This is a genomic window from Exiguobacterium sp. UBA6282, from assembly GCF_002440475.1.
Lineage (GTDB): Bacteria > Bacillota > Bacilli > Exiguobacteriales > Exiguobacteriaceae > Exiguobacterium_A.
This window is the reverse complement of sequence record NZ_DJUM01000053.1, coordinates 1-24,698: the sequence shown is the minus strand read 5'-3', so window position 1 is coordinate 24,698 and position 24,698 is coordinate 1. Positions and strand designations below refer to the sequence as shown.

Sequence of the window (24,698 nt, the reverse complement as noted above, 5' to 3'; positions counted from 1 at the left end):
GGGGATTTTTTCATGAATGTACATGAGTATCAGGCAAAAGAATTACTTCGTTCGTACGGGGTACCAGTACCAAACGGAATCGCAGCCTTCACCGTCGAAGAGGCGGTCGATGCATCAGAACAATTGTCAGGCCCGATTAAAGTCGTCAAAGCTCAAATTCACGCGGGGGGACGCGGTAAAGCAGGTGGCGTCAAGCTTGCGAAATCGCAAGAAGAAGTGAAGGAATATGCGACGGAGTTACTCGGCAAAACGCTCGTCACGCACCAAACAGGTCCCGAAGGAAAAGTCGTTCAACGTCTTCTCGTCGAAGAAGGCTGTGCGATTGATAAAGAATACTATCTTGGAATCGTACTTGATCGTGTGACAGGACGTGTCGTCATCATGGGATCAAGCGAAGGTGGTATGGACATCGAAGAGGTGGCGGAAGCGACACCGGAAAAAATCATTAAAGAAGTCGTCGATCCTGCAGTTGGTCTTCAAGGATTCCAAGCGCGTAAACTTGCGTTCGCAATGGGTGTTCCTGTGAAGCTCGTCAACAAGTTCGTCGGTATGGTCACGAAACTTTATAATTTCTTCGTCGACAAGGATTGTTCGATCGCAGAAATTAACCCACTCGTTACGACGAAGGATGGCGAAGTTCTCGCGCTGGACGCGAAGTTGAACTTCGACTCGAACGCATTATATCGTCATGCGGACATCGTGGCGTTACGTGATGAAACAGAAGAAGATCCACGCGAAGTCGAAGCATCGAAAAGTGATTTGAACTACATCGCGCTCGATGGAAATATCGGCTGCCTCGTCAATGGTGCTGGTCTTGCCATGGCAACGATGGATATCATCAAACACTTCAGTGGTGATCCTGCGAACTTCCTTGATGTCGGTGGTGGTGCGACGAAGGAGAAGGTAACAGAAGCCTTCAAACTGATCTTGTCGGATGAGAACGTTAAAGGGATTTTCGTTAACATTTTCGGTGGAATCATGAAATGTGACGTCATCGCAGAAGGTATCGTTGCGGCGACAAAAGAAGTCGGTCTCGAATTGCCGCTCGTCGTTCGTCTTGAAGGGACGAATGTTGATGCAGGAAAACAAATTCTCAAAGATTCAGGTCTAGCGATTACAGCAGCTACATCAATGGCAGACGGCGCAGAAAAAATTGCTGCGCTCGTGAAGTAAGGGGGAGCTAAAGATGAGTATTTGGGTGAACGAATCGACGAAAGTCATTATTCAAGGGATTACAGGTAATCAAGGAATGTTCCATGGTGAACAGATGATCGACTACGGAACAAACCTCGTAGGTGGTGTCACACCAGGAAAAGGCGGTACGGAAGTACTTGGTGGTGTTCCTGTCTTCGATACGGTCGCACAAGCGGTCGACAAAACAGGTGCGAACGCATCGATTATCTACGTGCCACCAGCATTCGCAGCAGATGCGATCATGGAAGCAGCAGATGCGAACATCGCATTAATCATCTGTATCACGGAAGGTATTCCAGTCCTTGATATGGTTAAAGTAAAACGTTACCTTGAGGGCAAGCCAGTTCGTCTTATCGGACCAAACTGTCCAGGCGTCATCACTCCAGGTGTCGCAAAACTTGGTATCATGCCAGGGTACATCCATACACCGGGACATGTCGGAATCGTTTCGCGTTCTGGAACGTTGACGTATGAAGCCGTTCATCAATTGACGACGGCAGGCATCGGTCAATCGACAGCTGTCGGTATCGGGGGCGACCCAGTCAATGGAACAGACTTCATCGATACACTAAAAGCGTTCAATGAAGATCCAGAAACAAAAGCCGTCATCATGTTAGGTGAAATCGGTGGAACAGCGGAAGAAGAAGCGGCTGAGTGGGTCAAAGCGAACATGACGAAGCCAGTCATCGGTTTCATTGGTGGTCAAACGGCTCCTGCCGGTAAACGGATGGGTCACGCAGGTGCGATCATTTCCGGCGGTAAAGGAACAGCTGCTGAAAAAATCAAGACACTCCGTGCAAACGGAATTGAAGTGGCAGAAACACCAGCTGTCATTGGTGAGACGTTAATCCGTGTCATCAAAGAAGCAGGGATCTATGACGAGTGCGTGACGAACAGCACAGTCAAATAAATCAAAAAAAAGAGCTGTCCTGATCAAATCAGGACGGCTTTCTTCTATATAAATAAGAAGCTTAAAGAAGGAGCGTTGATCTCATGAATCGAGAACTGTATGCCCGCTTCGCCATGTGTCAGGTACCGTATCCGGTTGTTCAATTGATTGAACAGTTCGGAATCGTTCCAAGTCATGAATTACCCGTTTCAAATCGGCTTCGAAAACGATATGAACAAGCACTGCAACTTGATCGGATCGAAGAGTCGATTCTAGTTAAAGGAGATCCACTGTTTCCAACCGTACTACTGACGATTCCTCAACCTATCTATGCCCTCTTTTACCGCGGTGATCCGTCCCGCCTAACTCTTCCACGCATCAGTATCATCGGTAGTCGAACTCCCTCACCGCAACACCTTTCCCGCATGCATTTTCTACAACCCTTCTTTCATCCAGATCTCGCCACCGTTTCCGGAGGCGCATATGGCATCGATGCCCTCGTCCATCGTCTATCCTTAAAACATCAACAGACAACGATTGCGGTTCTGGCCGGCGGACTTGATCGTCTATATCCTACTTCCCATGCTGCTCTTTTTGAACGTATCTTCTCGAATGGTCTTCTTCTCTCCGAATATCCACCTGGCACACCCATTCAAAAATTTCAATTTCTAGAACGAAATCGGATTATTGCCGGCTTGTCCTCGTCGTTGATCATCGTCGAGGCAGCAAAACGAAGTGGTACGATGAACACAGCAAGTCACGCACTCGATCAAGGAAAAGATGTCTATTGTTTACCGGGGTGTCCGACTGAAACGTTCTTTGCCGGAACGAATCAATTGATCGCAGAAGGAGCGATTCCACTCCTTGATCCAGAAGAAGTTTCAAAAACTATTCGGCTGAACGTTGACAAATGGGAATCGAGACTACTATGATAAGTGAGATTAAAATACGGAGTACGCCTCTAATAGGGAGCGATTGCAATGGCAAAATATCTAGTAATCGTCGAGTCACCCGCTAAGGCAAAAACCATTAAACGTTATCTCGGATCCAACTATACCGTGAAAGCGTCGATGGGGCACGTCATTGACTTGCCGAAAAGCCAAATGGGAGTCGACGTCGAACATGACTATGAACCGAAATATATCACGATCCGTGGTAAAGGTCCGGTCTTAAAAGAACTCAAGACAGCTGCGAAAAAAGCACAAAAAATCTATCTCGCAGCCGACCCCGACCGTGAAGGGGAAGCGATCGCATGGCATTTAGCCAAAGCATTAGGCGTTGATGAATCAACAGAGTGCCGCGTCGTTTTCAATGAAATCACGAAAGATGCCATCAAGGATTCGTTCAAGCGACCACGCAAGCTCAATTATGATCTTGTGGATGCACAGCAAGCACGTCGTATCTTGGACCGCCTTGTTGGTTATAGCATGAGTCCGTTATTATGGAAGAAGATCAAAAAAGGTTTATCTGCAGGACGTGTACAATCGGTTGCCGTTAAGATGATTATCGACCGGGAACAAGAAATCAATGCGTTCATGCCAGAAGAATACTGGACGATCAAACTCGAACTCGATGCAAACGGTGAAAAGCTCGAAGCAAACTTCTACGGAGTGGATGGTAAGAAACGTGAACTTCATTCGCAAGAAGAAGTCGATCAAATCTTGAATCAACTCTCAGAAGACTTCACAGTTGATTCCGTCACGAAAAAAGAGCGGAAACGGAATCCAGCGTTACCGTTTACGACTAGTTCTTTGCAACAGGAAGCAGCACGTAAACTGAATTTCCGAGCGAAGAAGACAATGATGATCGCACAACAGCTATACGAAGGAATCGAGATCGGAAAAGAAGGTACGGTCGGTTTGATCACGTATATGCGTACCGATTCAACACGGACGTCTGAATCGGCGAACCTCGAAGCACACGGGTTCATCGAGCAGGCGTATGGAAAAGAATACATCGCAAGTGAAAAACGCAAAGAAAAAAAATCAGCGAACTCACAGGATGCGCACGAAGCGGTTCGCCCGACTTCGACAATGCGTGAACCACAACTCGTTAAATCGTATCTATCGCGTGACCAATTCCGTTTATATAAACTGATCTGGGAACGATTCGTCGCAAGTCAGATGGCGCCAGCAATTCTCGATACCGTCAAAATCGACCTTGTCTCGAACGATGTTATGTTCCGTGCGAACGGATCAACTGTTAAATTCCCAGGCTTCATGAAGGTTTACATCGAAGATACCGATGATGAGGCCGTCACCGACGTCAAGGAAGGATTACTTCCTCCACTTGATAAAGGGGAAGAGTTGAAACAATCAGCAATCGAACCGAAGCAACACTTTACTCAACCACCACCACGTTATACGGAAGCGCGTCTTGTCCGGGCGATGGAAGAACTCGGAATTGGTCGTCCGTCGACGTATGCGCCGACACTTGATACGATTCAAAAACGGGGTTACGTGACGCTTGAAGAGAAGAAATTCTTACCAACGGAACTTGGTGAACTCGTCATCGATATGATCAGCGACTATTTCCAAGAGTTCATCACTGTCCAGTTCACGGCAGACATGGAAGCTTTACTCGATGCGATCGAAAAAGGCGACATGCAGTGGACGGAAGTCGTCGATCCAATCTATAAATCCTTTGCGAAACGTCTGACACGAGCGGAAGCAGAGATCGAGAAGATTGAAATCAAAGATGAACCAGCTGGAGAAGATTGTGAAGTCTGCGGTCATCCGATGGTCATAAAGATGGGACGTTATGGTAAGTTCATGGCGTGCTCGAATTTCCCAGAGTGTCGTAACACGAAACCGATCCAAGTCGAGATTGGTGTGAAGTGTCCGACATGTGGAACGGGCGATATCGTCGAACGACGAAGTAAAAAAGGACGTTTGTTCTACGGTTGTTCGAACTATCCGGAATGTGAGTTCGTTTCGTGGGATAAACCGGTCGAAGAACCATGTCCGGTATGTAGCAGTATGATGGTACAAAAGAAAATCAAGAACGGTGTGAAAGTAGAATGTACATCTTGTGGACATCATGAAACACGCATCGATCAGGAGCAAGAGGAGGAATGACCGTTGAAACGTGTAACGGTAATCGGCGCGGGACTTGCAGGTTCTGAAGCAGCATGGCAACTTGCAAAACGCGGCGTACAAGTAGATTTATATGAAATGCGGCCAGTCAAACAGACACCCGCGCACCATACAGACCAATTCGCAGAACTCGTCTGTTCGAACTCACTTCGGGCAAATCAGCTGACGAACGCAGTCGGTGTATTAAAGGAAGAAATGCGACGTTTAAACTCACTTGTACTAGGTGCAGCTGACCGCCACGCTGTACCTGCTGGTGGCGCACTTGCCGTGGATCGGGACGGTTTCTCGGGAGAGATCACCAATACATTGCACAATCATCCACTCGTGGAAGTCATAAATGAAGAACTTACGCATATACCGGAGGAAGGGATTGTTGTTATTGCAACAGGCCCACTTACCTCACCGGCATTATCCGCTGAAATTAAGGGTCTATTAGGTGAGGAGTATTTCTATTTTTATGATGCTGCTGCACCGATTGTTGAGAAGGACAGTATTGATATGAATAAAGTGTATCTTGCTTCCCGTTATGATAAAGGAGAAGCGGCATATCTGAACTGTCCAATGACTGAAGAGGAGTTTGACGTGTTTTATGATGCGTTGATTTCTGCAGAGACGGCGGCGCTCAAGGATTTTGAGAAAGAGATATACTTTGAGGGCTGTATGCCTATCGAAATCATGATGAAGCGCGGTAAGCAAACCGCGTTATTCGGTCCGATGAAGCCTGTGGGACTTATGAATCCGCACACAGGAAAGCTTCCATACGCAGTAGTACAGCTTCGTCAGGATAACGCTGCCGGAACGCTTTACAATCTTGTTGGCTTTCAAACGCATTTGAAATGGGGCGAGCAGAAGCGTGTGTTCTCGCTGATCCCCGGTCTTGAGAACGCTGAATACGTTCGGTATGGTGTAATGCACAGAAATACCTTTATTAATTCTCCTAAACTCTTGCATCCTACTTATCAGATGGAGGGCAAGGAAAGGCTGTTCTTTGCTGGCCAAATGACCGGTGTGGAGGGTTATGTGGAATCAGCAGCTTCAGGTCTTATAGCCGGAATCAACGCTGCTAGAGCAGCACTCGGTCAAGAGGGGTTGGTCTTCCCACAAGATACGGTTCTTGGCAGTATGCCAGCTTATATTACTTCCGCCGATCCAGAGCATTTTCAACCTATGAATGCCAATTTCGGTCTTTTGCCGAAGGTGGAGAAGAAGATTCGTAATAAGAAAGAAAAAAATGAGCTGCTAGCTCATCGTGCACTAGACAGTCTTGCTGAGTACGCCAATCGTACTGGCCTCGCTTATGTAGAGCCGGAGGCTATCGATAACCAAGCATAAACGCCCTCGGCGTCCTTATTAGGACGATAAGCGTTTATGCGAGAAATATAAGGAAAATGTATAGCGTGAAACTTATACTTTCTTATATTTTAAACTAAAGGTGTTGTAATTATAAACGTCCGACATAAGAAGTCCCCGTAACCGGTGAGTAAGAAGCCGGGGACGGGGACTTTTTTTGAGCAGCTACGAGTTCCAACCTGGGATTTGCCGTAAATCCCCATCCCATATAGACTGCGTACTCTTCACAGCCATATCGGATGGCGAGGAGGCTGTACGAATGTAACAGGAATCTATTCCTACCTTCAGTGCACCCTCAATATCCGTACGAGGATCATTTCCAATCATGATGGCTGAACTCAAGTCCGCTCCATAATTTTCGACTAAATAGCGATAAAATAGCGGATCAGGCTTGCTCACCCCTGCTTCCGAAGAGATCGCAATACCGTCAAATAGATGTATAATTCCGAGCATAGTTAATTCAGCTTCAATAAAGGTCTTTTGCCCGTTGGAGAGCAAGAATACTTTTTTGCCACGTTCTCTTAACGTTTGTAGAATTTCAGCCACACCGTCATATAGAGAGATATGGACCATCGATAACGTCCGCAGCCACCTCACAGTTTCAAATAGCCAGGCTTGATCCGGTTCTCCGCCCAATTGGCGGGCCACAGACCGAAATACTTCCTCCATTACGAAATCCGGATACTCACAGCTCCGTGCGGCTTCACTTAGTTGAAGATCCCGCTCCCGCAAAAACCGTTCTTGCAGTCCCCCCCCTGATATAGAGAGTCCCTGATATCCGAAATGGAGAGCCAACCGTTCCCATACCTCAGAATGCTCCGCATCTGTCTTAATATCAATTAGTGTACCGTACAGATCAAAAATATAAGTCTGATACATCCCCGTCTTCCTTCCTATGGTTCATATTGTAATCTACCCCTTAGTCACATTCTCCGTCACTGCCTGCCCCTCCTCCATTTTGTTTGATACCTTTTGATAGAGATAGGAAATCCCGAGCAAGCAAATCCCAAAACTGGCATACGCGATGATTTTGCTTCCGGTATTCAGTAGTCCCAGATCGTATAACAGCAGCTTACCTGTCGCCAATAACGTCAATCCAAGGCCAAAGCGCCGGATGTACACATATCTTTTACGGAAGCCGTACATGATGAACAGAACTGCTATCAACAGATAAACGAGACTAAATATTAATCCCGCATCGCTCAATTGCAGCTGTACCCCCAGAAAAGCGGTAATGATTCCGAGTAGATATACTCCCATGAAGACAGGATAAATCTCCATACTTTTATACTCACGTTTAAGCAAGTTGATAAGTAGATCACGTCCGCTAAACCATACGAAAATATTGAAGATAATGAGTATACCTAGTGCGATATAATCGACCGTGGTATTACGTGCAAGATCATTCTGCAGAGTTGGAAAGCCTACTGTAATCGTCAAACAAATGGCGTATCCGATCCCAANNGATCGTGTCATACAGCACCTTCACCTTAGGCAATACATAGGCCAGAACAATAGTTAACAGAGCGGACATTAGCAAATTGTAGAAGGTTCTATGCGAGAAATCCTCCGGTACAACCAGACGATACAGTCTTCTGGTTTCATACAATCCATAGATCCAGAAATTCAATAACGCCGTATATTTAAACCACAGGGCTAATGTGATTTCGTAAGGCTCACAGTGAAGGAGGACGTCTTTTCGGTTATGCTGAACGGCATACCATACGGCGATAATAAGCATACCTACAGTAATAAAGACATATTTTAGCGGAAAATAGGCGTCTGTGGAATTCATCCATTCATTGGCTATATCGAGCTGCATCGGTACATTTAGACCGAAGAACACCACAAAGCAAAGCGTCAAAATGCCCCAGCCTGCCCTTTCCATCCCCTTAAACCGATTCAGATTACCAAACAAGGTAAGCACGACACCTTCAATCAACCAGCCAATGGACCACCATGCCGCTCCGAATTGGAAGGGAATCATCAGAACGCCGAAGGTCAGTGAAGTAGCATAGAACAGCAGCATGCTCTCTTTTTCCTGTGGCATCAGCTTCTCAATTCCTCGTCCAAGCCCCAGATACAGCAGACAGAAGACCAGCGCGAGCGCACCATTGTAATCCTTCAGCCCTGCATCCAGGAATAGAAGATACAAGGTGAGGCAGCTAATAAACGTGTTACATCCTAATAGAGAGAAATCCCACCAAGACAGCTTGGAGCGATACTTGAACGGGTACCATAATGTAATGCCCAAATACATGGCAAAAGTCAGCACCGCATAAATCATATTAACTCCGTTGCTATCTGATAACGCTATTAATATCAGCATGGAGGGTGTATTAAATAAGTAGCTGATATAATTGACAACATTCCAACGTTTGCGGAAAGAGATCAATAGAATGAATAAATTCAGTAGAAACAAGTACCCCATCGCCACATAAACCGCGTTACCCGATAGACCGAATGCCCCCAGATAAGAGTATAATGGCAAATACCCTCCGATTAAGCCCAAAGCACAAATACTTCGTGATTCATACCTTAGAGATAGGAGTACTGCAGTCAAAGTGACGAGTACGGATAAGGACAGCCCTACATAAATACTGATAATATCCAGTAAAAAATAGCTATAGAAAATAGAGCCGTACAGCACTGAAATTCCGCCGCCAAGCAGCCCTAAAGCGAACGTGCCTTTTCCTTTGCGATATAGCCACTCCCCGCCCCCTAACATCAGTAATCCCAGTAGAAAAAAGGCGCCTCCCTTCATATAACCTGTGAACCAGTTGGAATAGGAGTATCTGAATGCCGCCCCTACGGCCAAGANNTTGTTTTCTTCGACGCTCCAATACTTCTTCGCTGATCTCCTCCGAGGCAAAATCATGTAATCCGTTATCCATTCTGGCGTTCAAAACAATTTCGGATTCCCTCAGTCTTTGCCGCTGCGCTAGTACACGCTCATTTAACTGGGCCGACAACGCTCCAAGTTGACTGGATAACTCCACTTTATCCTCACCGAGCTGCCTCGCGGCTGTTTGGTACAGCTGCTGAATATGACGCTTTGTGTCCATCTCAAAAGCCGTCAGCCGGTCCGTATGGGCAAGGCTTTTAGAGGCAAAATAAGTCTGCAGCTTCTGTCTCGACAGGCTAAGAATACCAAGCTTCTCATTTAAGATCTGTTCCGTTAGCGTAACTTTTAGCTCCGTATTCTCTTCTTGAAGCTTCCCTACCTGAGTCTTCAACTCCACTAAAGCAAGCTTATGTTTCTCATATTGCTTCTTCAAGTGTTCATTCTCGTTGACCAGATCGTGACTTTCATATTCCGCAACTAGAGCTTCATATTCCTTAATAAGCCCGTCCTGCTGGACCTTCATGAATCTAAGTCGATCTTTGAATGACTCCATAGCGCCTCCTAATGTGAGCGATTGTTAATATTTACATTTTACTACAAACGGAGGGGCCTCTTACTCTTTTTTATGCAAATAAACTGCAACATATTGGAGGGATGTCCCGTCTAGATAATAACAACACTAACAAATGAACTTAAAAAGGAGCTCACAACTATGAACAACATTTTAAAAACAAGCACAGTTCTTTTAACTTTGTCCCTAGCACTTTCAACAGGAGCAGCCTATGCCGCACCAACAACAACTTCGGCAAAAAATGATGCTGCTCAAACCTCCGTTAATGCTAATCAAAAGACGTTTGCGATTGAAATCAACGGGTCCGCTCTGAAAGAAACAGGCTTCCAAACTACAAATGGAAAAGAGCCTATGGTGCCACTTCGTACGGTTACTGAAGCACTTGGCTTCGAATTAACTTGGAATGGACAAACTAAATCCGTTGATCTTATCAATGGTGCTGTGTTCACTACAGTGAAAGCCGGAGAAGATCGTTATAGCATTAATAAAATGAACACTACGCTTGGAACTGCACCACAATTGGTTGACTCCATTTTGTATGTTCCAGCTTCCTTTGTAAGTGAAATCATCCACCACAACATGACAGTGAAGGGAGATTCCATCGTGATCACTGATGCTAATCAGCAAGAGCACATGACTAAGACTGGCGTGATTACAGCTGTCAATAATGAGGGGAAATACCAATCCGTTCAGATCCAGGGTGTAGGCACAGATGGCATCGTACTGAATGTAGGTGAAGATACTACGATCGAAATGGCAGACGGTACTAAGCTTGCACTGAAAGATCTTCACATCGGTATGACCGTGAAAGCTGAGCATTCCATGATCATGACTATGAGTCTGCCGCCGCAAACCCCAACATACAAGATCACTGTTCTAGATGAGCAGAAGCAAAATGATCTTCTGGGCACTGCAGGCACCATTGAGGAAGTTCAAAAAGATGACGAAGGAAACATCAGCATCACCGTTAAAGGCAGTGGCCTGAGCGAACAGTCACAACAAGAAGTAGTGCTTCGCATTAGTAAAGATACTGTGCTAATGAACAGTGACGGCAAAACTGTAAACAGCAGCGAACTTGTAAAAGGCGCAAAAGTTATTGGATTCTATAGCCCTATGCTGACTAAGAGCCTGCCGCCAATCGGCACAGCTGTTAAAGTCGTATTGAACGTTGATCAACAATAAGATTATGTAAAAAAGGCCAGTTCCCGGATTACGGGAACTGGCCTCTTGTTTGATTATTTGTAGCTTGAGTAAATCTATCAAGTATAAACGCCTTCGGCGTCCTTATAAGAACGATAAGCGTTTAAGCGAGAANNATACTTTCTTATATTTTAACAAATACAGGTCTTCTTCTTCACACCAAGCTTTCCAGCCTGCTCAACCTTAGCAATATAGTCTACAGCCAATGGCACTTTACATGCGGTTTGTCCCACATTTACCTGGACCTTACCAATGCTTTCAGCAATGCGTGTCGCCTCGTCATGCAGCTCTGCTACGCTGCTGCCGGCAATGATTACAAACATATTCATCGTGTAACGAACTCGATTCTGTTCCTGATGAATGGTAGTCTGAATTTGTTGTAGTAGCTCTCTGATCTCAGCGATATCGAGCAGATCATCCGGTGTAACTGAAATGTAGTTTCCATACGCACTCCAGCCACAGGTGGCCACCATTTCATCTGAGGAACGAATCCACTCTCTAGCAAGCTCCAATGCGTATGGACTCTCTGCAGCGACAGAAGCTACCGTATATTCCGCTAATGCACAGCAATACGCCGCCGATACCCAGCCTTGAAGCTCTTCCTTCGTAAGACTCTTGGGATCAACCGTAAGTCCTGCCAAATACATCGCATCATAATTACCCGTCTGATACAAGGCTCGTACTAGACTCTGATCTTTCTTGATATCCTTCACCAACTTCTTCATGTCCCCTATCCTTACTCCGAATAAAGGTTCCTTAGCACCATGACGTACGAAGGTACGCTTCGTCTGCTCTGTACCCATCTCCTCAAGCTTACTCATCACTTCATTAATAGTCAGATTCATTAGGACACTCCTTTATCTTCGATGCTCTAAACGCAAGATCTAGCTTCCGCATGTTCCTTATCCCTTCATTGCTTCTCTTAAGATGGGTTCGCGACCTAGTGTCACTCTATTCTTGCCCGAATTCTTGGAACGATATAACGCTTCATCTGCTTCCCGATATAAATCTTCGAAAGTCANNTAAAGAAATTCCGATGCTTGCGGTAAGCTGAGCACTATCGTGTTCGTTCAAAATTATCGTGTAATCACTCATCGTAGTGCGAAAATTCTCTGCCTCCATTAAGGCTGCATGTTTGTCCTCAGCAAAAAAGCATACGGCAAACTCCTCGCCCCCGACTCTTCCAGCAATGCCTTTATTTTGGTACACCTGTAGTATTTTATTCGAGAAATCAACCAATGCCTGATCTCCCGCTAAATGACCATAGGTATCATTAATTAATTTAAAATCATCGATATCAAATAACAGTAATGCCAGTCCTAGTCCGTCCGGAATCGTTTGATTTTGTACCATTTGCATAAAATGCCTGCGATTATAAAGCCCCGTCAAATCATCGACCGTCGCTTGATAAACCAGTTCACGCTCATACCGCTTCTTTTCACTATGGTCACTAAAAGCGATTAGCATCCCCTTGTTCTCTGTTGCCCGATGTTCGGTTACAATCAAAGAAACTCCATAACAAATCTCTCTCATTCCAGTACATACAATCTCAAACTGTCCTTCGGTCCTTTGACTATAATGAGCGCTAATGTCCATGTGGTGTCTCATAAAAAGATCAATGTTCTTCCCCATCCAGGTCTCGTTCGATATCCCGGTAATCTCTAATAAAATGAAGGTCGCAGCTTCATTAATACCAATGATATTATCATTCTGGTCTGTCAGAACTACGCCGTCTTTCATATGCTCTAGGATTTTAATTTTAGTTAAAGGATAGATGGTGGATTTGGGATCAATGAATAAACACAAATAAGCCGCTATAATTGCGGGTAGATAAGTGAAGGCCGTAAAGCCTGTAAGCGTGATCTTTAACAAGGGAAGTAAAAAAACAGAAATGACCGGAACAAGCAGCCCAGCAAACAGTAAGAAAGTCCGTCGCAAAAAAGCTCTCGGTCTATTAATTAAGGAAACAGCTAGCAAGCAGATCGCATATAGACCAAATAGCTGATCATAAGCAATAAAAGCCATGCTAAGAAGCGTAGGCTTTACAGTAATTCCACTAATACCCGCAACAGTGGCTATGCCCACTTCACTACGCATTAGATGATGATAGGTATCCGTAAAAATAAGCAGTACATCCAAAGCAATTGGAATCGAGAAAATAGCAAGCTTTACAGTCAGGCGTTCCGTGGAAGGAGACACGTATTCTTTAACCACAGCATAAGTAAATAGCGCACTAAAAAAAAGCGGAGCCTGCTGCATATTCTTCCACCACAACTTAGCCTGAAAAGAGGATGACATAATCTCTCCCGCCGTTGCAATAAATATGAGGCTGACCAGCAACATTAAGATCCACAAATAGCATCTTCCTGCAGACTTCCGATGTCGATAGGAGCTGACGCCCATGTAAAAGCTTAGAACACTGCCCATTAATAAGTAATACGGATATCCTTGAATCCACGGCATGCCATATTTCTCCTATTTTTCAAGTCGCTCCTATCATTATATCCTAATCATTCTTACAAATGAATCGACAAATAACAGTACATCTGTACATCTTACGATTTGAACTTCACTCGATGGGAGAACATATACTTTCTGGCCAAGTCTTTAAACGCCGTTCTATCTTGTTCCGACTGAAAGTATCGCTTAGGGATAATCAGCGCTCTATTAGAAGACACAAAAAACACAAACAAGCTCATAGTTTCACCAATTTTATGTATCTCTTCCCATTTCACTTGCCCGGAACCTGCCTCGGATACGTACTTTATGCCCTCATCTGATATGGAATAGCTCTGAGGCTGCTGAGATAAGCTATCTGTTGCGAAGGCTTTTTTTGATTTTTTGACCAAGCTTGATTTGGTCATATACCATAAGACAGCGGCAAGAACTACAGCGGTCACAGCAAGGATTGAGATGCTTTTAGTACTATAATCCTTAGTAATTAACAGCAAAATCACAAAATAAGCAACCACACTGAAAGAGTTAAGTATAATTCGGCTAGTCAAGCTGAACCATAGGTTAAACTCCTGAACGTCCTCACTCTTAAGGACCGTATCTACTTTTATTTCATTCTCCATAACTGTCGCTCCCCTGGCACTATCGAAATTTATCAATTCCATTTCATTCTAACATGCCTGAACACAAAAAAGGGACATCCCTGAAGCGATCGCTTCTAAATGGGTTGTCCCTTTTTAAAAATATAAGAAAGTACAAGTTNNTACCGTCCTTTAGGGACGCCAAAGGCGTTTTTGCTTGTCCGTAAGGATTCTTATTTCTTTTGTGCAAGACGTTGTTTGAACTTGTCAACACGGCCGCCTTGTTCTGTATCTCTTTGTTTACCAGTGTAAAATGGGTGGGATGCGGAACTTGCGTCCACGCGGATAACAGGATAAGTGTTACCATCTTCCCATTCCATTGTTTCATTGGATGATTTTGTAGATGCACTCAAAAATTTGAAGCCTACGCTTGCATCCATGAAAATAACCTTGTTGAACTTTGGATGTATGCCTTCTCTCATTCTGATCGTCCTCCTTCTGAACAAATTAGTGGAGCCTTTATGGTAAATTAACCAAATGATCTGTAGGTTTATCTATAAGTATAACCTAATAAACGTAGGAAAATTCGTAAATCTTACGATTTAGACCACCACTCCATCATACGTGAAATCGACATGTAAAGTCAACTAATATCCGATATTCCTTATATTCCCTTACGTTCAACTGACTTATACATCATACTCCAGCTGTTTTTTAGCCTGAACAATAAAATCTAATGGGTTCTCAATAGTGCTAGATTGATATTCTACAGCACCTATTTTGAGGCCGAGACTAACTTTATACTTTTTGACAAATTCAGTGTCATTAAGTTCTTGAAGCTTCAATTTAATCCGCTCGATCACGATTTTTGCTCCATCGCTGTCGGTGAACAGCAGCAGGCCCCATGTTGCGTCATCTTTGTCCAGCAAATACAGTGCATCATTGGTACGAATGCTGGCCTGACTGAGCTGAGATACATCGTGTATGGCCTCAGCCAACTGTCCTTCAGGTATGATACGTCTAATCTCATTCCAATATTTCACTTTCACTACAAGCAGTGTGAGTGGAATCTGATATCGAGTCGAAATGCCTGTGAATAAGGCGGCATCCTTCTGAAAAGAAATGCTGTTTCGCAGATCTGTGTTCTCGTCGACGATGGCCATATTGGCAGTTTTTTTCTCCAAACGTTGATTCTCAGCCTGCAGCTCACGGTTGCTTAATGTAAATATCCATAGAACCACTGTTAACAATGGGGTCATAATTAGCCAGAAGTAAGTATTCAGTCCAATCGTCTCTCCCAAAGTTATCGTCTGATACATCGTGTAGAAGCCGTAAGCAAAAATAAACACCAGGTTCAAGACCAACCCTGCGGTCACCGTTGTAAAATACGTAACAATCACCAGAATAAAAGCCACATTTAAAATGATAATATTCTGGATATAATCATCGGGTGCCCCTGAAATGAAGACAATACAAATATAAAGAAGCACCATGAACGATAAGAGAGCGATATCTGAAACTAAACCGCTGCGATTACGTCTCACGCTTATCACCACGTTTCTTCATATGTTTACGAAGCAGCAGGATCAGCGATAGAATCACCAGTGTCAGCACCAGCACAATTACGATAATGAAACTTAACACGTCTGTTCGTTCCGCTATTTTTTTTACCACGGAATCCTCTGCTGCTCCAGTAATGATCTTGAAACGGTGCGCATTGACATTACCGTCCTTATCAACGATTACCCCATCGCCAAACACCTTCCATTTGTCCCGCTCCGTTGCGATCAACTTCGACGCCAAATAGTACTCTTCAGAGTGGGCTCCCGTAACAGCAAGCAACCCCCGTCCCGCCTCAAATGGCGATTCAATCAGCTGCAGTGTTCCAATTTGAGCTCCGTAATGTTCTTCAATACTCATCTTCTCATTGGAGCGAATTGCTGTTCCGTTCCCGTTATATTGGAAATAGAGCTTATCATTATGATCACGGATGATCTTATTATTCTTATACGTGCCGATGGCGATGACATTATTATTCTTCAAATGATCAGCGCTAATGCTATCTGTATAGAACTGAATGTTGCCTATATTTCCGCCAGCGTATTTTCCCAGTAGATTAAACACATTAGCTAAACTCAAATATGCGTAATCATCCATTTCTTGTGGCAGAACGACTGCTACTTGATTGTAAAGCCCGTCACGTATGAACGGATACGGATAGTTATTAAACAAGAGATCCGTACGATCTTTAGTATTAAGACGCATTACAGAATCTTTACTGATATACGCCCACGGCATTTGTTCCTTATCTAGAGTACATTCGGCTCCCTTCAGCTCCAAATCAAAAGCTACAGTTACCGTGAAATTACCGGAGATATTCAAGCTTTGAGGAACTGGAAGATCCAGCTTATCGCCATTCGCCAACTCTTTGGTCAGCTTCTTGCTGCCAATTGGTGTGTTGTTGATGCTGACGGTGACTAATGAACGGTCGAAATCTAAATTCTGTGCATAACGGAAATCCAATCTGATTCTGCCTGAATCCGCAATCGAGCGGTTAGAGGGCAGCGAAACAAAGTATGTTTGCTCCTGATGATATGCCCCTATGAGTTTATCACCCGTTTCTGTAAACGTAATATTGGAGCTAATCGAAAGGGGGGGTGCAGACACTTCCGTAGTATCATCCACCACCTTTAGATCACTTGTGATTTGACCCATTAGCTCTTCATTCGCTACAAAACGGCCTGCTTTGATCAGTAAGTTCTCATCTTTCGAGGTTACGACCAGAGTGGGCTGAGTATCCTTATTCACTAGCTGCAGTAGTGCATGTGTACTTAAATCCTCAGAGGAACTTAGCTGAGCCTTTAGCTCACTTGGTACTCGGTCATACATGGCTACCAGTACAACCGCAGCTTTATTCTTCACAGTGTCTGATCGGTAGGGAAGCATTGGAATCGTTCTATTGTCCAATGTATTACCCTTCACAAGCCCAGAGAGCGCATAAGTAGCCGACTCCAATTCTGCCCCTGTGCTTTTGTCCGGTACGGTCAGAATACTATGATTCTTCGTTAAGGTATCAATGCCAGAGAATCGCTCGCTAAAGTCACTAATCCCTCCAGTCAAGGGCTTCGGCGTATACATCACGCTTATACTGGATGTATTAAACAGATGCAGCCAATTATCAAAATCATAATCGACAGAACAAGATTGATCATCTGGATAGTTCGACTGCAAATAGCCCTGAATCCCAAGCGTATTGGTTCCTTTTCTTAGAAACCCTTTAGGTGCTTTAAGAACCAGCTGTTGTTCGCCATTGTCTTTTAGTGAGGGTCTAAACGTATAGAATGGGCTGCCATTTAGCGTTAAGGTAACGCTAGAAATCTGCTCCTTGGTAATTTGCGAAATTTGAAAGTGCAGTTTAATTCTGAGCTCATCCACATTCCAATAATCCATGACCTCAAAATATTGCTGCTGGGCACTCGAACCCTTTAACGCAGTATCTGTTCCTATGAAAGAGGTTGTGTATGTTAATCTAGTATCCTGAGGCGGAGCCTCAGCGGCTGCAACATTCAATTGAATTAGAAAAAGAGAGAGGCAGGTTAACAGTATAACCATTTGTTTTTTCATCATGTTCTGTTTCTCCTGTGATCACATATTTCTCACATTGCTTCTTTGTTCGTTATTAATACCGCTCAGTCTTATACCACTTTGCTTCTCTTTTGAAGATGAGATCTTTGGCATAAAGATATAATCCGTAAGCGGCGACAACCATCCACAACTGACAATAAGAGACGTACATCAACATTACGATCCATAAATTGGACAAGCTCATCTCGCCCTTCTCTGTCGTCAACGTTATGAAAGTACCTACAACGAACAGAATGATGGCGAGCAGCCAGAGAAAATTGCTAAGCCCAGCAATGGTAGTATGTACATAGCCCAAAGCATGCAGGATGAGCAGTACATCCGAGGTGATTAACGACATCAGCAATAAGAAGTAAATGGCTAGAAAATAAAGAATATCGAATCGGACTTTTGCGGCGGATTTATCGAAAAGCAGTGGAATGTTTTTGACTATGACATAAATATTGCCTTTAGCCCAGCGCGTTCGCTGCTTGAACCAGACTTTTAAGGTTTGTGGCTCCTGCTCCCATGTGACCGATTTCGGCTGGAACTTGATCCGATAACCCATCATATAAATTCTAAAGCTGATTTCTGTATCTTCGGCTATCGCTTTAACATCCCAACCGCCGATACTTTCTACGATAGACCTGCGCATAATAAAATTAGTGCCGGGTATGGTGCATAACTTGAACAACTTCCAGCGTCCCGCTTGCGCCATCCATTGAAAAGATAACGTCTCAATATTAATAAACCGGGTAAGTAGGCTTGCGTTACGGTTACGGGTTCTAAACTTACCGATTACCGCTCCGAGGCTAGAATCATAGATGATCTCAGCGACCAGATAACGCAAAGCCGTTTTTTCCGGAGTGTTGTCTGCATCATAAATCGCAATTAACTGCCCTTTGCAATGGGTGAAGCCTATATTCAGCGCATTCGATTTCCCTTTGCCACCAGTAATCGCATCCGTATTAATGACGATCAGCTGGCGCCCCGGATTTCGGTTTTGGATACCGGCCAGCAGTTCAGCACTGTTATCAGAGGAATTATCATTAATCACAATAATCTCATATCGATCTTCCGGATAATCAAGTGCTAGCAGAGACTCCACCGTCTTACAGATTACTACCCCCTCATTGTGAGCAGGAACCATAATTGAAACCAAAGGATATTCGCCCTCTATCTCTGGTATGTCCTCATTTTCAGATTTAATGTAATATATATAGCCTGCGATAATGAGGGTCACATTCACCAGCAGCAGAGACCAGATACAGATCACTGCAATTACCATCAGTATGTCTGAAATCGTCATAGGATCCTCCAGATCACGATTAGTTGTCTCATTTCAAATACTTTTTTCTATATAGTCGGTATCCGATGATCATTAATCCGCCAAATAGCACTAGAGAGATCATAATGGCAACAATAAAGAATTGATTCTGTATATTAAAAAGCGTGGTAAAGCTCTTCTTCTGCTCTTCTGTATATCGATAATCGCTATTCACTGTTTCTGGCGTATAGTTCAGACTCAGGGGTTGCCCATTCATAGAAATCACCCCTTCTGATGAAGTGATCGTATTGACGTCTGTAACAACCTGATGCCTTTCTTGTTTATAATCCGCAAAAGAAACCCAGCATTGTTCCAACGTCTTCAGCATTTCCTCAAGCTCTTCCTTATCCTTAGGCATATCAACAGTGATTACCGTATCCATCGGCAGTTCTGGCATCACATTATTGGATGTATGCAGATCCTGCAAAAAATCAATCGGAACACTATATAAAGAGGATGGAAAGGACTTGGAGGTGTCGCTCTGCTCCATATAATCAACCTTTTCATCCGGATACAGTATCACGGAATCGAAAAAGCCCATCCCCGCCTCCGAGTATTCCTTGTCATACATCCAGTGCATTTGTGCCCCGATTCCAAGCGGCCCAATCTTGTTATGCACCAGCAGATTAATGAAATCGTTCATCTTCCGCTGGAGTGAATGATCCATATTACTAGTACTCGTTGAATGCATTGCAATAGGGGCATTGACCAGAATGCTGCCATTATTCGATTGCACCTTTTTGAGGGCTACCAAATAACGTTGCATTGCCGGATAATCGGTATTGCTGAACACCGGCCGTACACTTGCGAGAAAAGGAATCCCCACTTGATACAGCCGCTCCGCAGTATCTACCAGCAGTCCCAGATCAGAGAAGGGATAAATCTCTTTGATCGCAAGATACACTTTCGGCGTTGCATTGATATGAAGCCAGTCCTTCAGAACATACGCCATCGTCAGTGCACTGACATTCCCTTGTTCAAAATATGGAACATATGCATCATTACCTTTACTCACAGAATAGGGTGCTTGCAGACCATACTCCTGGAAGGTCAGCTTTCCAAGGGACTCTGTCCCCTGACTTCCTGAAATATAGAGCATATCCTGTACCTGAAGTGGAATTTCCAAGAACTGCCCGATCTGGAGATCTGCATTCCCGTCATATATCACATCGGTAGTTAACTGTAGTTTCTTTTTCAGCGAGGCTGGAGGGCTGTATCCAATATGCAAATACTGTCCCTGATAATGCTCCCAATCCTCTACATAGAATTTATTAGTAATCAAAATATCCGCTGCGTTACGGACCATAATCACTTTAGAGTAATTATTCAGCATCCCTTGCTCATATTGATCCAGACTCCTAAGTGTGACCTTCATGGAATAGGCCGCCAGCAGTCGCTGGAGTTCAGTCACNNACAGGCGTGACGGGAAACAGAAGGGCTGTTAGGGTCAACGTCAGCAGCAATATACCGTTTAAGACTCCTCTGATGCTCAAACACTCACATCCTTTTGAGGCTTTGTATAAGGTCTAGATAGGGTGCTCTTGCTAACCTGCTTAACCTGATTACTGTTTTTAGAAACTCTACGCCCAATCACACTGGATAGGGTCAGAAAGGTCACCAAATCAAAGGATAATGTAAATAAGAACTCATGCTTGGAAATGTCGGCATCGCCTGCACCGATAATCGATACAAAAATACCTGAAAGACCGATGCCTATCGAAGCGACAATCAATACCATTCGTTGCATACCTCTGAAATCTCGTAACTTGATTGAATTCACAAAGGAGGGCATATAGAGACCGATAACAAGCACCATCCAGAGGAAGATGAAACCAAATGTTCGCGGTGCCAGCGTTAGTTTCAGTTGACTATATCCGGTGAAAAAGTGACTCTGTGCTCGGAATTCCTTACCAACGGATTGCTCGTAATTCCCCATAGCCGCTGGTTTGATCGAGAATGCACTTTGAGCAGCTACATTAAGAATCGAGTTAAGCTGGTCTGGATTCGTTAAATAATATTTAAGTATGGATACAAATCCATAACGACTGTAGAAATTCTCTTCGAGAAGGGGTGAATTTACGTCTATAGTCACGTACTTTTCATAATGGATACTGTTCTTCAGAATGGCGTATTGCTCATCCATACCTAACGCTTTTAAAGCAGCCTCTGGATCAGGTGATTCCTTCAGCACCCCTCGGGTCATGGCATGGAACTGGTTAATATTCACGAACTCATTTGAGATATTCAAATACGTGAACACACCTGCGAACAACATCAGAGCAAGAGAAGCCATCGTCAGGATGCGAAAAATTTTATCTCTACGAATCCAGAGAAGTGAACATCCCAGAACAGCAATGATCATACCCACTGGAGCATTCTGCTGCTTGGAAGTAGTCAGGATCAGCGTGCTAATCACGAATACTGCCAGCATCGCGTAGTCATTGTATCTTTTTCGATATAACATCAGCCACGAAGCGAACATGAAAATCATCATGATCATCACAACGCTCTCGCCGTAAAAGGAGTTGAAATAAGCCGTGTACCCGGTATCTCCGAATATAAAAATAGCAATACCTGCAATGATGAATCCCTGTTTTCGGGACATCCTCCATGTAATAGCCTCTATTAATAAGTAAATTGCGATTACATATAGAATCGTATAAATCGCCGCTTGAAAGCGGATGTCGAATACCTCACTACTGAAGAACAACTTGTTAAGACCTATAGCCAGCTTGATAAATAATGACTGAGAGGAAAATAACATTGCGCCATTCTCATTAAAATATTGAAAGATTCCATATTGCTTCACAAAATAACCAAAGTACTGACTGTCATAATCCGGCAGATTGAAATAGAGTCCGTTACTATAAATGCTACGAAAAAAGTCACCGTTATCCGCCATTCCGACATACGGGGCTGTGAACAGGGCGATGACGGTTATAAGCAGCACTCCAAAAGCAGTGATAAAAGCTGGGGACAACGGTAACGATAAGTTAGCAAGTGTTATCCCTTGCCTTAGAGATGGTTTCACCGTGTTGTTCATCATGCAGGTTCACCTTCAATACGTTAAGTTTAAGTTAATAGACATAGGCCAGTAATGCCATCAGGTTGTCAAAAGAATAGGCTTGGCCGCTTGCCACATCGCCGAACCCTCCGTATAGTGGGCTACCCACATCTGTCACTCTGAACTCGTTCATTCTTTCGATGCTTTTATGGTAGAGAGATTCATCCCCGATTTCTGCGCCAATCATAGCCGTAATGGCATAAATGGCTGTGGACCGGATATCGTTCAGCGGCTTACCTTCTCTCGAATATTGCCCATACAACGTTCCAGCTTCGACCTGCTGCTTGATAAAATCAATGCTGGTGGATTTCTGCTGATCTACCTCTGCTAAGGCTAGAATGGATAGAAGCGACTCTACTGTATTAATATTCTCCGAACTATAATTGCCGGTCTCATAATTAAACCGTGTCTCATAAAAAGGAAATTCATCCGATAAATATCCATCTTCTAGTATATCCTTCAAATGATTCGATAAATTGATACTAATTTGGCTAGAAATCGACAATTTTCGCAAAGTGCTCAAATTAATATAACACAAAGTGACGAACGAGTTGGTTATTTTGTAATTTTCATCATAAAAATCATACATATTCCCACTTTTTACATTGTATTTATAAAATCTTTCGCCATATTTATCTGCTTCAGCTGTATACCGTNNCCGAATCATACGCAAATCATCAACGGCAGCATTCAGTGGATATAACTTCTGCTGTTTAGGACTATAACGGTAGCTGAAACCGCTGTTCATATCAAAGGTTTGCTTAGCCAGTTTCCATTGTTCTGCAAATCGTTCTTGTTGGCCGCTACGTACAGCTGCCAGCATGCTGAGAGATGCCGATTCACTTAGAACCTCATGTCCACTCGCTGCTTCCGCCGATTGATCCGTTTCAAGTAAATTAGTATATACACCGTACTCACTTGTGAGTTTCGAGGTAATGAATTGCTCTAAGTCATCTAATTCCTGCGTCTGGGTTACCGTAGTATTATGATCTGAATCTTCGCGATCGGGTAACTCCGTATGAATAGTAGCAGGCGGAGTCGATGTCGATGTTGGTGTTGATATTGGTACTGCCGTATTTTCGCAAGCCGTTAGACCCGTGACACCTACTAGAACCGACAGTGCAGCAGCGATTATTTTTCTCAAATGATCACTTCCCTTAGCATTTCCTTATGCTACCTAGTATTATCTATAACGGTAATATACATCATATACTCAAACCTTCTATACCCCTTCATATGCAAAAGGCCTTATCTGGCACCCCATTCGGCAACAGATAAGGATTTTTTTGAAAAACTTTACTTTTTTCTATTTGTCGCTTCTTACTTAACATCGTCGCTAAATGATCGAAGCCTCAGCTCCAGAAAATCCGCATATTCCATCTATTTCTGGCCTAACCCTTAATCCTACGATACGTCTCTACATCGGAAACAACATACAATCTAGCATCCTTAGGAATAGCCTGATCCAGCTTTCGATTGATGCTAAGATCACTACGATCCGACAACAAGGTCGCGCCTTGCAGAAGCAAGTTCTGAAACGCATCTCCATATGTCTTCCATGCGGTATTCACTGGAATCTCATAAATATCATCACCATATTTACGGCTCAGCAGCTGCGTTATTACTTCAGAATTCCCCTCTTGCAGAGCGGATCGAACAGCCAGTCTGGAGATGGCATCATGCGAGAGAACGAACTCGTTTACTCGGACATGCCTGAAATTCTGAATATTCTTCTCTTGCATTATTTCTACGGTCGTATGTACTTGTGGCGCAATTCGCTCGATACTGGAGGCAATTAATAAGGATTTACCGTCGACTAGCGACGCTTCATCAATCCGTGTGTCGCCGAACACAATGGCTGCTCTTGCTTCATGGATGTTAGCCTTGAGTAGAATCTCATCACTGGAGGCATCGCCACTTATGAAGTGAACTTGATCCATATGTTCCAAAGGATGACTTCCTGTCTCATCAATAATGACAATGTGGCATTTCGGCGAATAGCATAGAACCTCATCTACGGCAGCTTGTGCTTTCTTACTCCAATTTATTAAAAGTACATGATCCTTCCCCCGAAAGCTCAACGTCCCCGCTCCTCTCCTTCTCTGCACCTCCGCAATGGAGTCGATGACCTTACCAATGACCAAGCTGAGGAGACCGATACCAAAGATGTATAGAAACATGGTAAACAGTTTTCCAACTACGGTCTCTGCAAAGTAATCTCCATACCCTACTGTCGCCATCGTTGTCATAACCCAGTAAAAAGCATTAAACCAGCTATGAAATGTACCCGGCTCAATCAGGTAAGCAATCGACGCACTAAGAACTATAAAGATTAGAATAATTAGCCCTATCGATCGTTTGCGTAACCGCATCATCTTGGTGGAAATTCTCAGCAACAGATGCATCTGCCCACCCCTTCTTCACATCAAGCTAAAACGCCTTCGGCGTCCTTTAAGGACGGTAAGCGTTTATGCGAGAAATATAAGAATAATGTATAACGTGAAACT

Annotated in this window: 19 protein-coding genes; 6 read left to right on the top strand and 13 right to left on the bottom strand. The window is 43.9% G+C overall.

Annotated features, from left to right (window positions below; genetic code table 11):
* The first annotated feature begins 12 nt into the window (after window positions 1–12).
* The 5 genes from sucC (at window position 13) to trmFO (ending at window position 6,510) form a co-directional block, all read left to right on the top strand.
* Complete coding sequence (gene sucC, locus B2751_RS13215; RefSeq protein WP_023468732.1) at window positions 13–1,173, top strand: ADP-forming succinate--CoA ligase subunit beta; 1,161 nt, start codon at window positions 13–15, stop codon at window positions 1,171–1,173.
* A gap of 13 nt (window positions 1,174–1,186) precedes the next feature.
* Window positions 1,187–2,104 carry a succinate--CoA ligase subunit alpha gene (gene sucD, locus B2751_RS13210; RefSeq protein WP_035406957.1) on the top strand — a complete coding sequence of 306 codons (918 nt, stop codon included), beginning with the start codon at window positions 1,187–1,189 and terminating at the stop codon, window positions 2,102–2,104.
* 83 nt (window positions 2,105–2,187) lie between these two features.
* Entirely contained in the window at window positions 2,188–3,015 is an 828-nt protein-coding gene (dprA, locus tag B2751_RS13205; protein WP_290775241.1) for a DNA-processing protein DprA, read from the top strand.
* Window positions 3,016–3,063: 48 nt separating this feature from the next.
* Window positions 3,064–5,160 carry a type I DNA topoisomerase gene (gene topA / locus B2751_RS13200; RefSeq protein WP_035406961.1) on the top strand — a complete coding sequence of 699 codons (2,097 nt, stop codon included), beginning with the start codon at window positions 3,064–3,066 and terminating at the stop codon, window positions 5,158–5,160.
* A gap of 3 nt (window positions 5,161–5,163) precedes the next feature.
* The gene (gene trmFO / locus B2751_RS13195) at window positions 5,164–6,510 is read left to right on the top strand and encodes an FADH(2)-oxidizing methylenetetrahydrofolate--tRNA-(uracil(54)-C(5))-methyltransferase TrmFO (protein ID WP_290775239.1); all 1,347 of its coding nucleotides are present in this window, start codon (window positions 5,164–5,166) and stop codon (window positions 6,508–6,510) included.
* Between the two features lie 183 nt (window positions 6,511–6,693).
* Here trmFO and B2751_RS13190 read toward each other — a convergent pair whose 3' ends face one another.
* Genes B2751_RS13190 through B2751_RS13180 form a run of 3 tightly spaced genes read right to left on the bottom strand, consistent with a single transcriptional unit; the run spans window position 6,694 to window position 9,292 of the window.
* The gene (locus B2751_RS13190) at window positions 6,694–7,407 is read right to left on the bottom strand and encodes an HAD family hydrolase (protein WP_290775237.1); all 714 of its coding nucleotides are present in this window, start codon (window positions 7,405–7,407) and stop codon (window positions 6,694–6,696) included.
* Window positions 7,408–7,440: 33 nt separating this feature from the next.
* The gene (locus B2751_RS13185; RefSeq protein ID WP_290775236.1) at window positions 7,441–8,004 is read right to left on the bottom strand and encodes a DUF2339 domain-containing protein; all 564 of its coding nucleotides are present in this window, start codon (window positions 8,002–8,004) and stop codon (window positions 7,441–7,443) included.
* Window positions 7,931–9,292, bottom strand: coding sequence for a DUF2339 domain-containing protein (locus B2751_RS13180; protein WP_290775235.1), 1,362 nt, complete (start codon window positions 9,290–9,292; stop codon window positions 7,931–7,933). Before B2751_RS13180 ends, B2751_RS13185 begins: the two co-directional genes overlap by 74 nt.
* A 793-nt stretch (window positions 9,293–10,085) precedes the next feature.
* Here B2751_RS13180 and B2751_RS13175 point away from each other — a divergent pair.
* Entirely contained in the window at window positions 10,086–11,126 is a 1,041-nt protein-coding gene (locus tag B2751_RS13175) for a copper amine oxidase N-terminal domain-containing protein (protein ID WP_290775234.1), read from the top strand.
* Between the two features lie 149 nt (window positions 11,127–11,275).
* On the opposite strand, the gene B2751_RS13170 is transcribed toward B2751_RS13175, so the two are convergent.
* From B2751_RS13170 to B2751_RS13120, 10 genes are all read right to left on the bottom strand, one after another.
* Window positions 11,276–11,983, bottom strand: coding sequence for a DNA alkylation repair protein (locus B2751_RS13170; protein ID WP_290775314.1), 708 nt, complete (start codon window positions 11,981–11,983; stop codon window positions 11,276–11,278).
* 148 nt (window positions 11,984–12,131) lie between these two features.
* The gene (locus B2751_RS13165) at window positions 12,132–13,571 is read right to left on the bottom strand and encodes a diguanylate cyclase (RefSeq protein ID WP_422653609.1); all 1,440 of its coding nucleotides are present in this window, start codon (window positions 13,569–13,571) and stop codon (window positions 12,132–12,134) included.
* A gap of 128 nt (window positions 13,572–13,699) precedes the next feature.
* Window positions 13,700–14,221 carry a YcxB family protein gene (locus B2751_RS13160; RefSeq protein WP_290775230.1) on the bottom strand — a complete coding sequence of 174 codons (522 nt, stop codon included), beginning with the start codon at window positions 14,219–14,221 and terminating at the stop codon, window positions 13,700–13,702.
* 191 nt (window positions 14,222–14,412) lie between these two features.
* On the bottom strand, window positions 14,413–14,661 hold the full coding sequence (locus B2751_RS13155; protein WP_094868372.1) for a type B 50S ribosomal protein L31: 249 nt from the start codon (window positions 14,659–14,661) through the stop codon (window positions 14,413–14,415).
* 207 nt (window positions 14,662–14,868) lie between these two features.
* Window positions 14,869–15,723 carry a diguanylate cyclase domain-containing protein gene (locus B2751_RS13150; protein WP_290775226.1) on the bottom strand — a complete coding sequence of 285 codons (855 nt, stop codon included), beginning with the start codon at window positions 15,721–15,723 and terminating at the stop codon, window positions 14,869–14,871.
* Window positions 15,713–17,806, bottom strand: coding sequence for a cellulose biosynthesis cyclic di-GMP-binding regulatory protein BcsB (locus tag B2751_RS13145; RefSeq protein WP_290775224.1), 2,094 nt, complete (start codon window positions 17,804–17,806; stop codon window positions 15,713–15,715). Before B2751_RS13145 ends, B2751_RS13150 begins: the two co-directional genes overlap by 11 nt.
* A gap of 52 nt (window positions 17,807–17,858) precedes the next feature.
* Window positions 17,859–19,109 (bottom strand): glycosyltransferase family 2 protein, encoded by a 1,251-nt coding sequence (locus B2751_RS13140; protein WP_290775222.1) that lies wholly within the window; start codon window positions 19,107–19,109, stop codon window positions 17,859–17,861.
* Window positions 19,110–19,137: 28 nt separating this feature from the next.
* The gene (locus B2751_RS13135) at window positions 19,138–20,502 is read right to left on the bottom strand and encodes a hypothetical protein (RefSeq protein ID WP_290775220.1); all 1,365 of its coding nucleotides are present in this window, start codon (window positions 20,500–20,502) and stop codon (window positions 19,138–19,140) included.
* Between the two features lie 114 nt (window positions 20,503–20,616).
* Window positions 20,617–22,173, bottom strand: a complete 1,557-nt coding sequence (locus tag B2751_RS13130; RefSeq protein WP_290775218.1) for a hypothetical protein — start codon at window positions 22,171–22,173, stop codon at window positions 20,617–20,619.
* 1,409 nt (window positions 22,174–23,582) lie between these two features.
* The gene (locus tag B2751_RS13120) at window positions 23,583–24,596 is read right to left on the bottom strand and encodes a potassium channel family protein (RefSeq protein ID WP_290775214.1); all 1,014 of its coding nucleotides are present in this window, start codon (window positions 24,594–24,596) and stop codon (window positions 23,583–23,585) included.
* Window positions 24,597–24,698 lie beyond the last annotated feature (102 nt).